General features: G+C 65.7%; 8 protein-coding genes and 1 pseudogene. 1 reads left to right on the top strand and 8 read right to left on the bottom strand.

The features are described 5' to 3' along the window. Window positions 1-1,456 (bottom strand): annotated as a pseudogene (locus AC27KI_RS12230) (methyl-accepting chemotaxis protein); the annotation flags it as partial. A 287-nt stretch (window positions 1,457-1,743) separates the two neighbouring features. On the opposite strand from AC27KI_RS12230, the gene AC27KI_RS12235 reads away from it, so the two are divergent. Next, on the top strand, window positions 1,744-3,669 hold the full coding sequence (locus AC27KI_RS12235) for a propionate--CoA ligase (RefSeq protein WP_487114012.1): 1,926 nt from the start codon (window positions 1,744-1,746) through the stop codon (window positions 3,667-3,669). Between the two features lie 66 nt (window positions 3,670-3,735). Here AC27KI_RS12235 and AC27KI_RS12240 read toward each other — a convergent pair whose 3' ends face one another. From AC27KI_RS12240 to AC27KI_RS12270, 7 genes are all read right to left on the bottom strand, one after another. Continuing rightward, on the bottom strand, window positions 3,736-4,929 hold the full coding sequence (locus AC27KI_RS12240; RefSeq protein ID WP_487114022.1) for an MFS transporter: 1,194 nt from the start codon (window positions 4,927-4,929) through the stop codon (window positions 3,736-3,738). A gap of 31 nt (window positions 4,930-4,960) precedes the next feature. Then, window positions 4,961-5,563: a DUF1349 domain-containing protein gene (locus tag AC27KI_RS12245; protein WP_487089695.1), complete on the bottom strand. Its 603-nt coding sequence runs from the start codon at window positions 5,561-5,563 to the stop codon at window positions 4,961-4,963. Between the two features lie 2 nt (window positions 5,564-5,565). Then, window positions 5,566-6,219, bottom strand: coding sequence for an HAD family hydrolase (locus AC27KI_RS12250; protein WP_487114014.1), 654 nt, complete (start codon window positions 6,217-6,219; stop codon window positions 5,566-5,568). Continuing rightward, a complete protein-coding gene (locus AC27KI_RS12255; RefSeq protein ID WP_272569274.1) occupies window positions 6,219-6,896 on the bottom strand; it encodes a dihydrofolate reductase family protein in 678 nt (225 codons plus the stop codon). Before AC27KI_RS12255 ends, AC27KI_RS12250 begins: the two co-directional genes overlap by 1 nt. 37 nt (window positions 6,897-6,933) lie before the next feature. Continuing rightward, entirely contained in the window at window positions 6,934-8,130 is a 1,197-nt protein-coding gene (locus AC27KI_RS12260) for a zinc-dependent alcohol dehydrogenase (protein WP_487114016.1), read from the bottom strand. Window positions 8,131-8,613: 483 nt separating this feature from the next. Beyond that, complete coding sequence (locus AC27KI_RS12265; protein WP_487114018.1) at window positions 8,614-12,507, bottom strand: EAL domain-containing protein; 3,894 nt, start codon at window positions 12,505-12,507, stop codon at window positions 8,614-8,616. A gap of 204 nt (window positions 12,508-12,711) precedes the next feature. Further along, the coding region (locus AC27KI_RS12270) for an EamA family transporter (RefSeq protein ID WP_487114020.1) at window positions 12,712-13,026 on the bottom strand (315 nt) is incomplete at its 5' end.

Consider the following 13,026-nt stretch of genomic DNA (forward strand, 5'->3'; position numbering starts at 1 on the left):
GCGGCGTTCTGCTGCGTCATGCGGTCGATCTCGCCCACCGAGCCGTTGACCTGGCCGATGCCGGCGGTCTGCTCGGCCGAGGCGGAATTGATCTCGCCGATGATGTCGGACACGCGCTGCACGCTGTCCACGATTTCCTTCATGGCCGCGCCGGCGTCCTCGACATGGCGCACGCCGCCGTCCACCGCGGTCACGCTGGAGCTGATCAGCGCCTTGATTTCCTTGGCCGCTTCGGCCGAGCGCTGGGCCAGGCTGCGCACCTCGCCGGCCACCACCGCGAAGCCCCGGCCCTGCTCGCCCGCGCGGGCGGCTTCCACGGCCGCGTTCAGCGCCAGGATGTTGGTCTGGAAGGCGATGCCGTCGATCACGCCGATGATGTCGCTGATCTGGCGCGAGCTCTGGTTGATCTCGTCCATGGTGGACACCACCTGGGTCACCACCTGCCCGCCGCGCGCGCCACTTCGGCGGCCGAGGTGGCGAGTTTGTTGGCGGTGGCGGCGGAGTCGGCCGACTGGCGCACGGTGGCGGTCAGCTCTTCCATGGAGCTGGCGGTTTCCTGCAGGTTGCTGGCGGTCTGTTCGGTGCGCTGGCTCAGGTCGGCGTTGCCGGTGGCGATCTCGCGCGTGGCGGTGGCGATGGAGTCGGCCACGTTGCGCACCTCCATCAGCGAGCCTTCGAGCGCGCCGCGCATGGAGGCCAGGGCGCGCAGCAGAAGGCCGGTTTCGTCGGTGGCGTGGCGGCCGTGGTCCTGGCCGGTGAGGTCCATGGCCGCGATCTGCTCGGCCACCTGGCGCGCTTCGGCCAGCGGCCGCGTGATGCTGACCGTCAGGCGCCAGGCCAGCAGCGCCGCCAGCAGCAGCGAGCCCACGCACAAGGCGGTCAGCAAGCCGGTGGCGGCCTGGCTGGCCGCGCGGATGCGCTCGCCCGCCGCGTCCAGTTCGCTGCGCTGCAGGTCAGCCATCCGGGCCATGGTCTTTTGCAGGTTGGCCGAAGCTGGCTCGTAGCGTTCGGTGAACGCTCGGGCCGTCGCATCGGCATTGCCTTCCTTCTTGAGCCGCGACACCTCGTCGCGGGTGGCAAGGTACGCCTTGCGGTTCTCTCCGATCTGCGCGAACAGCGCCCTCTCGGCGTCGCTGTCCAGCATCTTTTCGATCTGCTGCTGAAGCGCCGATGACTGCTTGCTCGACTCGGCCGCGGTGGCGGCGAAGAAGTCCGCCAGCGACGGGTCGCTGCTCTTGGCGATGGCGGCCACGCGCTGCGCGCCGTTGGTGATGTTGCGATACCAGTCGCTGGCGGCCCGCTCCTTCGCCAGCGACGTGTTGAGCATGGTGTTCATTTCCTGCGTGACGGCCCGGAGCTGGACGATGCCGTACAGGCAACTGACCAGAAACAGCACCAGGATGGTGCCGAGCACGAGTGCCAGGCGGCGGCCGATGGTGAAACGGGTGGGTGTCATGAAGGTGCCTTCCAGGACGCTGAGCCAGAGGAAATGGGAAAACAGGGCCTCGGGTGACTGGGGTGGATGCCCTTGCCCGATGTTTCAAAGTGTAGGTGGGCCGTGCGCCAAGGTGGGGAGGGCAAACGAGAGCATGGCGCCTCGCATGGCGGAATTCGCTCCATTGCGACAGGGGTGGGGGGGCCGGTCAGTGGGCACGGCAAGCTGCAGCGCTGTCAGGGCGGCGTCGGGATCCCTGGGCAGAATGGCGCGGTCCCGGCAAAAGAACGATCCCAAGGAGACAAGCCATGCCCCGTTACGCCGACTTTCACCGCCGGTCCCTCGACGACCGCGACGCCTTCTGGGCCGAACAGGCCCGCCTGATCGACTGGCACACCCCGCCGCAGCAGATCTGCGACGACAGCGATCCGCCGTTCGCGCGTTGGTTCGTGGGGGGCCGCACCAACCTGTGCCACAACGCGGTGGACCGCCACCTGGCCCACCGGGCCGGCCAGCCGGCGCTGATCGCCGTCTCCACCGAGACGAACACCGAGCGCACCTATTCCTTCGCCGAACTGCATGCCGAGGTGCAGCGCATGGCGGCCGCGCTGCGATCGCTGGGCGTGGGGCAGGGCGACCGCGTGCTGATCTACATGCCGATGGTGGCCGAGGCGGTGTTCGCCATGCTGGCCTGCGTGCGCATCGGCGCGCTGCACTCCGTGGTGTTTGGCGGTTTCGCGGCCGCGTCGCTCGCCACGCGCATCGACGATGCCGAGCCCGTGGCCATCGTGAGCGCCGACGCGGGCTCGCGCGGCGGCAAGGTGGTGCCCTACAAGCCGCTGTTGGACGAGGCCATCGCCCAGTCGCGTCACCAGCCCGCCGCCGTGCTGCTGATCGACCGGGGCCTGGCGCCCATGGCCCGGCAGGCCGGCCGCGACCACGACTGGGCGGCGCTGCGCGAGCAGCACCTGCATGCCGAGGTGCCCTGCGAGTGGGTGGACGCCACGCACCCCAGCTACACGCTGTACACCAGCGGCACCACCGGCCGGCCGAAGGGCGTGCAGCGCGACACGGGCGGCTATGCGGTGGCGCTGGCGGCCAGCATGCGGCACATCTTCGGCGTGGGCGCTGCAGAGGGCGGTGCAGAAGTCGCCGCTGCGAACCCCGGCTTGTTCTTCGCCACCAGCGACATCGGCTGGGTGGTGGGCCACAGCTACATCGTCTATGGCCCGATGATCGCCGGCATGGCCACGCTGGTGTACGAAGGCCTGCCCACCCGGCCCGATGCGGGCGTGTGGTGGGGTCTGGTGGAAAAGTACCGCGTCACGCACATGTTCTCCGCGCCGACGGCGGTGCGGGTGCTCAAGAAGCAGGACCCGGCCTTTCTGCGCCGGCACGACGTGTCCAGTCTGCATGGCCTGTGGCTGGCAGGCGAGCCGTTGGACGCGCCCACGGCCGAGTGGATTGCCCAGGCACTGGGCGTGCCCGTGATCGACAACTACTGGCAGACCGAAACCGGCTGGCCCATCCTCACCCTGGCCCGCGGCGTGGAGCCGCAGGCGGCGCGCCTGGGCAGCCCGGGCCGGGCGATGTACGGCTACGACGTGAAGCTGATCGACGAGACCACGGGCGAGGAGCTCACCGGGCCCGACCAGAAGGGCGTGCTCGCCATCGAAGGGCCGCTCCCTCCGGGTTGCCTGCAGACCGTGTGGCGCGACGACGAGCGCTTCGTGCAGACGTACTGGCAAAGCCTGCCCGGCCCCATGCGCTACAGCACCTTCGACTGGGGCATCCGCGACGCCGACGGCTATTACTTCATCCTCGGGCGCACCGACGACGTGATCAACGTGGCCGGACACCGCCTGGGCACGCGCGAGATCGAGGAGAGCATCGCCGGCCACCCGCAGATCGCCGAGGTAGCGGTCGTGGGCGTGGCCGATGGGCTCAAGGGCCAGGTGGCCATGGCATTCGCCGTGGTGCGCGATGCGGCGGTGCTTACCGATGAAGCGGCACGCCTGCGGCTGGAGGGCGAGGTGATGCAGCAGGTGGCCCAGCGCCTGGGCGCGGTGGCGCGGCCGGCGCGCGTGCACTTCGTGGCGGCACTGCCCAAGACGCGCAGCGGCAAGCTGCTGCGCCGCGCCCTGCAGGCCGTGGCTGAGCGGCGAGACCCGGGCGACCTCACCACGATGGAAGACCCGGCGGCGCTGCAGCAGGTGAAGGAACTGGTGGGCTGACGGACCGATTCGCCAGAAGATGGAGCCACCGCACCGGGTGGCCGATAGGGGAAACCGGCTTTTGCGTCAATGCGCCAGGGCCGGTGCCTGCCTGCGCGACCGCCGAGACATCCACAAGAGCAAGCCGATCATGCCCGCCGGACAGAGCGCGACGGCCAGCAGCCCGATGTGGATTTCCGAGTATTCGATGATGATGCCCACCAGCCAGGGGATCAGGCTGCATCCGGAATTGCCGAAAGCGGTCAGCACACCGAACATGGTCGCCCCACCGCGAGGGTAGGCGTCCGCCGTGATGGCCAGCATCGTGGGCCACAGGCAACTGCCCGAAAACCCAGCGGCAATGCTGGCGGCGATGGCCACGGCCGGGCTTGGCGGAAAGCTGATGATGAAGAAAAGACCGATGGTCACGGCACAGCAGCCCAGCATCAGGGAAATCGGCGCGATGCGTTCATGCAGCAGGGCCGCGGCCATTCTGCCGAGTGCCATGCCGACGGAAAACCCGGCCAGCGCAAAGCCGCCTACTTCCTTCGAATACCCCAGCCCCTGCTCCGCATAGGTGGGTAGCCATTGCGACAGCCCCGTTTCCGTGGCGCCCCCGAGAAAGATGGCGATCAGGCACGCGATGAAGTAGGGCTGCTTGATCAGCTGGGGCATGGCTTCCCGTTGCGCGTCTTCCTGGATCAGGGGCGGCAGCCTCAATCCGAGAAACAGCAGGAAGGTGACGATTGGCGCGACCGTGATGCCCAGAGCAACCATGCGCCACGACACGTCCCATTTCAGGCCGATGCTGGCAATCAGCACGGCACCCACCGCCCCGACGCAGAAAAACGCATGCAGCCAATTCATGGCCGCGCTGCGGCGTTCGGGCTGGAGTGCGACCACGATGGGACTGAGGATCATGTCCAGCACGCCAGCGCCGAATCCCATCACGGCGACGGCAAACAGCAAAAAGGCGTAGGAAGGGGCAAAGCCGACCAGGACCAAGCCGGCGGTGGTGGTGATGAGCCCAAAAAGAATGATCCGCTTGGCATCGCCTCGGTCCGCCAAAGGCCCGGTCACCAGGATGGCAATGATGAAGCTGAGAAACATGATGGCCGGGATTCGCCCCAACTGCTCCGCGGTCAGCCCGCCCTGTTTCCCGAAGGTGTCGCTGAACGTGGTCAGGTACACCGGCAGAAAGTTCAGGGCAATGGCCAGGCACATCATGGCCGCGTAGCAGACGTAAAGCGCGCGGCGGTTCTGATCGACTGAAGTTTTCATGGTGAATAGGGATATGGGTATGGCTGCTGTCTCAAAAGCGGGTGGAAGCGTGTTCTTTCCAGAGGCATTCCGTCCACTCGATTTCCGAGAAATGCGCCTCGAATGACGAGTCGCCCGGGCTGCTGGCGAAGAACCCGAATCGAACGGCGCCTTGCGCATGGAATAAATGGAACATGCGCATCATGCTGAAGCGGATTCCGTCGGAGGAGTTTTCAAGTAGAAAATCGCTGCCCCTTCGGCTCAGCCGGTAATGCATGGTTTGCGTGGTCCGGTCATAGTTGGCCATGGACCAGTCTGAAAAACCATGGTTGGTCACGACGGCGAACAATTGCTGAAAGCCGTTGCTCTGGTATTCGATACCGCTCTTCATCCAGGTGTTTTTGTCCTGGTAGATGAACAGGCCGCATTGGTCGAAGTGCACTTTGGAATCGAAGGCAACCTTGGCCTTCAGGGTCCAGAATGGTTCTTCGCTGGAAAGGGCGAGCGCAGGTGCGTTGTCGTATTCCAGCCCGTAATAGGTACCCTGCCAAAAATCCGTATCCGGGGTGGTGCGAATGACGATTTCCTGATCGGTGATGGAAGACGACGCCGGCGGATTGATCCAGTTCAAATCCGCGATGTTGAATTTTTTCATTTTCATTGCTCAAGAAACCACTTCGTGATCTCGTCATGGTGGCGCACATGCCGATCCGCCGCGCTCAAATCCTGAAGTCCCGAATGGGGGTTGACGAATCCGATGCAGAACATGCCCGCGGCTTTGGCAGCGGCCACACCGTGGCTTGAATCTTCGATCACCGCACATTCGTGGGGAGCGACACCCAGCCGGCCGGCTGCCAAAAGAAAGATTTCGGGGTCGGGCTTGCTGTTTTTGACGTCCGTTCCACACACCACGCGATCGAAAAAAGGCAGCAGTTCGGTTTTCCGCAAAATGACTCCCACCAGTTCAGCGGGCGAAGACGAAGCCACGGCGCAAGGTATTTCCGCTTCTTTCAACTTGACGAGAAAATCCGGCACCCCGGGCATGGCCGAAAGGGGGGCCATGCCCATGGCCCGAACCACCTGCTTTTGGTGTTGTGCCATCAGGAAATCCAGCGGTTCGGCCAGCCCATGCTCCGCCTTGATGGTGCTCCACATATACCGCTGCGTGGTTCCCACGAAACGCGACAGCCCCGCCGTGTCGAGGGTCACGCCGTAGCGGGCGTAGGAAAGCTTTTCCTGCTCCATATAAAGGGGTTCGCTGTCGACCAGCACCCCATCCATATCGAAAATAACGGCGCGGATTTCCGGCATCAATGCGTCCTTTGCGGTGCCAGCTCGCGCTTGAAATGCATGAGGTTGTAGTTGGAGCGCGCATCGAAGGCATGCAGCTTGAATGACTTGGTCATTTCGATGTTTCGATAACCTTCGCCATCCGTCAGCGTGGTCGTTTCCGAGCCGCCGATGATGATGGGCAACTGCATGAGGATGATTTCGTCCACCAGGTCGAGATCGAAAATCTGCCAATTCAACTGGCCACCGCCCTCGACCATGATGTGCCTGATTCCGCGCGCTTCCAGCAAGGGGAAAAGCAGCTTGAAATCCACCTGCGATGCACCGACGAAAATCACTTCCTTTCCCTGGGCGCGAATCTGCTCCACCATCTCGTGGTCGCGCGCCTGCTCCGTCGTGGCGATGATGGTTTCTTCAGGCGAACTCAGGACCTTGGCGGACACGGGAAAGTCCAGCGATGTCGTCGGAATGATGCGGATGGGGTTGCGCCCGGCCTCATAACGGTTGGTCAACTGGGGATCGTCAGTGACGATGGTTTTGCGACCGACCATGATGGCGTCCACCTCGCCGCGAAATTTATGGATGAAGCGCATGTCGTCATCGTTGAAACGCTGGAACAGCGCCTTGCTCGATGCCCCATTGCCGCCCAACGTCAATTTGCCGTCGATGGAAATCTGGCTGAATACAGTAACCTTCACGATAACTCCCTTTGGTTTTTTGATGGCTGGCTGGGGTTTAAAGGTATTGCGGGTTCGGCGTGAACACGCCCTTGATGGTGGGCACGGACGGGTCATTCAATAACCCATCGAATGCCGCGGCGTAAGCCTCCAGTCCGTAGCGGTGAGTTACCAAGCGGCCCAGCTCGGGCAGCATTTTTGCCATGCGCAGTGCGCGGGGAAAATGCTGGTTGTATTCGCCGGCTGAAATAATGCTGATGGCGTTGACAAGAAAATGCTTGACGGGCAGTGGGTACTGATAATTGCCGTTGAATCCGAAAAGGACGATTTTTCCGCCCCGGCGAATGTATCGAGCGGCCGTGCCGAGCTGATTGCCAACGGTATCGATGGCGGCGTCCACATGGCCTTGCTGCATGCGGGCCTCGAGGTCGTCGGGGTGCATGACCTCCAATCCGAGCGAACGGCCGAATGCGATCCGGTGCCGATTCAGATCGGTGGCGAGGGTCTGAACGCCCATCGCGCGCAAAAGCAGTTGTGCGACCAGGCTCATGGGGCCGGAGCCGAGCAGCAAAACCCTTTGGCCTGCCTGAATCGCTGCCTGGTCGATGTTGTTCAAAATGCAGGCGACGGGTTCGATCAACACGCCAGTCTCCCAGCTCATGTCGTCCGGCAGGGGATAGACGAACCGCTCGCGGGTGGTGAAGCGTTCGGCAAAGGTGCCATGCTTGTTGACCCCCGCGATATTCAGCGTTGCATTGGCGCCGCCATTGCAAAGGTGGGTTTGGCCGGAGGCACAGAATTCGCAGGTTCCGCAGTATTCGTTGGGATCCACCACCACCCGCATTCCGGGGCGCAGGTATCTGACGCCTGCGCCCACCCTGGTGATCACACCGACTGCCTCGTGACCGCGAACCACGCCGATTTTCCCTTCCTCCCGGCCGGACAAGACCGCCAGGTCGGTGCCGCAGATGCCTGACAGGACAATATCGATTTCCACGCCATCGGCTGCAAATGCATCGATGTCATGGGGGGTGATCAAACCCAGTTTTTGCTGATCGATCAAACCAAGTGCGTTCATACCGTCTTCATACCTCCGAATGATTTTTTTGCGAAAAGCCGGGGCGGAATCCGCATGGCGTGGCAGACCATGGGTGAAAACCGCCAGTTGCAGCGTCAGTGATTCATTGATAACTTTTGCATTGACAGGGGTGCTGCCATTCGCCCTTGGCCAAAAATCGCCCCGTGTCAATGGCATTTAAATAAATGGGATTCAAGGCAATTTCAATCCGCCTGCTTGTGAATCAAATGCCCTGCGGTACTTTATCCCAGTTGATATCCAAAATATTTTATTCAGAGAATGAATATTTTAAATATCAACGATATTCTTATGGCATTAGTCAATATTGCCTTATATGTATTTAAATCATTCTTGTTTTTCAGAATGAAATGGCCGGAGCGGGGGGGGGCCGGCCAGGCGAGGCCCTCCGCTTGCCGTGCTGCGCGAGCCAAAGGGGCGTTGAATGGGGCACCTTGTCGGCACCCTGCGGTGAACCAGGCCGGTCACCTGGCTGGAATCGCCATCACGCCATACCGCCGATTGCTATTATTTGTATAGCAATATGCCCTAGTGGATATTGCGCTGAAGGCCTTTTTGATCCGAGGCTCAACGCGGCATGCGGTCGCTAAGCGACGCCGTCCGGTGCCAAGTTGGCCGGTCTCTGGCGGAACCGGCTTGGCGTCAAAGCCCGCGGCGCGGCTGCCAGCCTTCGGGCGCCTGCCATTGCCCCAGCCACTGCGGCAGTTCATCGGCCGGCATGGGCCGGGCGATGCAGTAGCCCTGCGCCAGCGTGCAACCCATCTGCAGCAGCATCTGCCCCTGCTCCACGGTTTCCACGCCTTCGGCGACGATGGAGTAGCCGAACGACCGCGCCAGGCCGATCACGCCCTGCACGATGGCCAGGTCGCCCGAGTCGGTCATCATCCCGTGCACGAAGCTCTGGTCGAGCTTGAGCGTGTCCATGGGCAGGCGGCGCAGGTAGGTGAGCGACGAGTACCCGGTGCCGAAGTCGTCCAGCGACACCGTCACGCCCAGGTCGCGCAGCTGTTGCAGCTGCAGTGCGACATGGCCGATGTCGTAGAGCGCCGCGCTTTCGGTGATCTCCATGTCCAGCAGGCTCGCAGGCACGTCGGGCCGCTGCGCCAGGCGCCCGGCCAGCCAGTCGGCAAAGCCTTCGCGCTGCAGGTGTTGGGCCGAGATGTTGACGCTCACCGGCAGCCGCAGGCCGGCGCGCAGCAGGGCGGCGATGCAGTCCAGCGCGGTGTCCACCACCCATTCGCCGAAGACCGTCTCCAGGTCGGTGCCGTCCATCAGGTGCAGGAAGGCGCCGGGCGACAGGGTGCCGCGTTGCGGGTGATGCCAGCGGGCCAGCGCCTCGGCGCCCACCACCGTACCCCGGCGCATGTCCACCTTGGGCTGCAGGAAGAGGGCGAACTCGCCCGCCACGATGGCATCGCGCACCTTCTCGCCCTGTTCGCGGTGGCTCTGCAGCGCGCGCTCCTGCGCGGCGTCGAAGGCGTGAAAGCGGTTGCGGCCGGACTGCTTGGCCGCGTACATGGCCTGGTCGGCATGGCGCAGCAAGGCATCGGCGTCCGCGTCGTCGTCGGGGTAGATGGTGTACCCCACGCTGGCCGTCACCGTCACCGCCACCCGCTCGGTGCCCAGCGTGTAGGGCGCGGCCACGCTTTCCATCACCCGGCGCAGCAGGCGCTCGCCGTCGGCGCGGGTCGCCAGATCGGGCAGCAGGATGACGAATTCGTCGCCACCCAGCCGCGCCACGCAGTCCACGGGGCGCAGCGCCCGCGTGAGTCGGCCGGCCACGATCACCAGCAGGCGGTCGCCCGCGTCGTGGCCGAGCCGGTCGTTCACGGGCTTGAAACCGTCCAGGTCGAGGTAGGCCACGCCCAGCAACTGGCCCCGCTCGCGCGCCCGCGCCATGACCTGCTGCAGCCGCGTGGCCAGCAGCACCCGGTTGGGCAGGCCGGTGAGCGCATCGAAATGGGCGAGCTTTTGCAGCAGCTCTTCCTGCACGCGCTGGCTGCTCACGTCGATGCCCACGCCCAGCATGCGCTGCGGCCGGCCGGCCTCGTCGTAGTCCACGATCTTGCCCAGGTTGCGCACCCAGCGGCCGGGCCCCTGGGGCAGCGCGATCTGCCAGGTGGCGTCGAACGGCGTGGCGGGGTGGGCGGTGTGGCGCGCCAGCTCAGTGGTCACCGCCTCGATGTCGGCGGGCGCCATGCCGGCGGTCCAGTGCACGGGCAAAGCGTCGCCGGCGGCGGGCGGCAGGCCCTGCAGGTCGCGCCAGCGGCGGTCGCCGGTGAGCGATCCGGTCTGCAGGTTCCAGTCCCACAGTCCGATGGAGGCGGCCGAGATGGTCAGCGACAGCAGCGCCTCGCGCTCGCGCACCTGGTCTTCCATGCGCTTGCGCTCGGTGATGTCGTGCCCCGAAAACAGCCAGGCCTGCACGCCGTCGATCTCGGTGGCGTGCATGGACTGCAGCACCGTGCGCAAGCCGTCGTGGCGCGTGCGCATGGTGATTTCCACGCCGTTGACGGCGATGCGGTCCTGCACGGATTCCACCAGCGCCGCACGCACCTGCGGGGTGATGATGCCCAGCTCGACGGCGGTGCGGCCGATGGCCTCGTCCCGGGGAATGCCCAGCAGGGCCTCCCAGGCGGGGTTGACGTCGATGTAGGCGCCGTCCTCGCGGCGCGACAGGCCCATGGGGTAGGGCATGAGGCGGAACACGCGGGCGAAGCGGTCCTCGGACTGGCTCAGCCGCTCGCTGGCACGCCGGGATTCGTCGATGTCCTGGATCACGCCGCGCACGCGGGTGACGTGTCCGTTTTCCAGCACGGGCTCGGCGGTGGCGGTCACCCAGATGTGCCGGCCGTCGTCGGCCCGCTGGATCTGCACCTGCATGCTCCATTCGGCCCGGTCCACGATGCATTGCCGAAAGCGCTCGCGCAGGGCTTCGCGAAAGGGCGGCACCACGAACCGCTCCAGGTAGTCGGTGCGCGGCAGCGGCGCGTCGGCCGGCAGGCCGTGGATGTCGTACGAGACATCGGACCAGTACACCAGCCCCTCCCCGACGATGTGCTCCCACGCGCCCATGCGGGCCATGCGGCCGGCCTGCTGCAGCAGGCGGTTGGCGTCCATCAGCCGGGCGCGGCTGTGTTCCTCGGCCGTCATGTCGTGGAACACGAAGACGATGCATTCCTGGCCCGATACCGTCACGGGCCGCGCCGACATCAGCCCGGGAATGGGCCGCTTGCCGCGCTGCGCCACCATCGGCATGCGGTCCACGTAGCCGTCGCGGCGGTGCAGCGCCACCATCTGCGCGCGCTGCTCGGGATGGGCCCAGATGTCCAGCTCGGTCGAGGTGCGGCCCACCGCCTGTTCGCGGGTGTAGCCCAGCAGCTCGGTGAAGGCCTCGTTCACATCCAGGTAGCAGCCGTCGGACAGGCGCGCCACGCCGGCGGGGTCGGGCAGCATCTGGTAGATGGTGGTGTACTTGACCTCCGACAGCCGCAGCGCCTCCTGCATCTCGTGCAGCGAGGTCACATCGAGGTCCATGCCCACCAGGCGCAGCGGCCGGCCGTGCGCGTCACGCTCGGCCACCTGCCCCCGGGCGATCACCCAGCGCCAGCGGCCATGGATGTCCTGCATGCGGAATTCGGCATTGAAGCTGTCTTCGTGCCCCTCCATCGTGCGCTGCAGGTAGGTGGCCAGGCGGGCGGCGTCGTCCGGATGGCGGCGTTCGTTCCAGCGCTGCCAGTCGCTCGCGTCGCGCGCGGCTGCGCCAGCGCCACGGCGGGTGTCCCGGTCTTCCAGCCCGAAGGCCTGGTAGAAGCTGCCGCGGTAGGAAAACCGGCGTTGGGGCACATCCCACTCCCAGCGGCCGCCGCCGGTGGCATCCAGGGCCATGAGCAGTTCCTGCTCCTGCTGGCGCAGCGTCTGCAGTGCCCGGGCCCGGCCGCACAGCAGCTGCGTGCCCCCACCCAGGATCAAGAAGCCCATGCCATAGCGCCAGGGCAACTGCTGCAGCCAGGGCATCAGGTCGCCCTCCAGCAGGAAGCCCGCCGGCCCTTCGCGCCAGAACAGCATGCACGGCGGCAGGCAGGCGGCCACGGCGACGATCACCACCCACAGGTTCAGGCCCGTCGCCTGCCGCACCCCGCGCCACAGCAGGCCGATGGCGAACACGGCGCCGATCGCGCCCAGCCCGGCAGGCAGCGGCCCGGCCGACAGCCACCAGAAGCCGACGGCCGTGACCCCGGCCGCCAGCGCCCCGGCCAGCGGGCCGAACATCACCGTGCACACCGCCGTCACCGTGGGATGGGGCAATTCGGCATACAGGGGGTCGAACGCCCGGGTGAACACCATGATCAGCACGGAGGCCAGGCCACCGATCAGCCCGGCCTGCACCCGCGTGCGCCGCGATGGCTGCAGCAGTTCGGCGCCGGGCAACAGCGCCAGCACCGCGATCAGCAGAAGGTGCAGCCCGCCGAGGAAGAAGATTTCATAGCCCATCGTGCGGCGCCGAAGGGAGAACACCTTGGCGGCCCATGGCACGGACCCGGACAGGACAATCCATGCGGAAGTGGGGCGCGAGGGGCATGGGCCGAGTTTAGAACGGGTTCATGACCATGGCAGAGCAGCGCCCGCAGGAAAGTGGGCGGCCGGGCGCCTCTCTCGGGGTTTTCCGGAAGGCGGACGTCACGGGGCCGATGGGGCATGCGCGGTGCGCGGGCGCCCCCCGCCGGCCTTTGCGGTTCGTCAGCCCGCGCCGGTGCGCCGCCGTGGCCCGATCAACCCGGTGGACAGCATCGTGCCGCACACGATCACCAGCCCGCAGCCCACCATCCACGGCGTGACGGCCTCGTGCAGAAACACCGCGCCGTAGAACACCGCGAACACCGGCGCCAGGAAGGTCACCGCCAGCGCCCGGCTGGGCCCCGCATGGGCGATCAGGCGAAAGTACAGGATGTAGGCGATGCCGGTGCACAGCACGGCCAGCGCCACCACCGCGGCCCAGGCGCGCAGGCCGGGCGTCTGCGCGGGCCAGAACCAGATCGCCGGCAGCGCCAGGCC

It is taken from the genome of Acidovorax sp. KPB24-03, assembly GCF_057546605.1.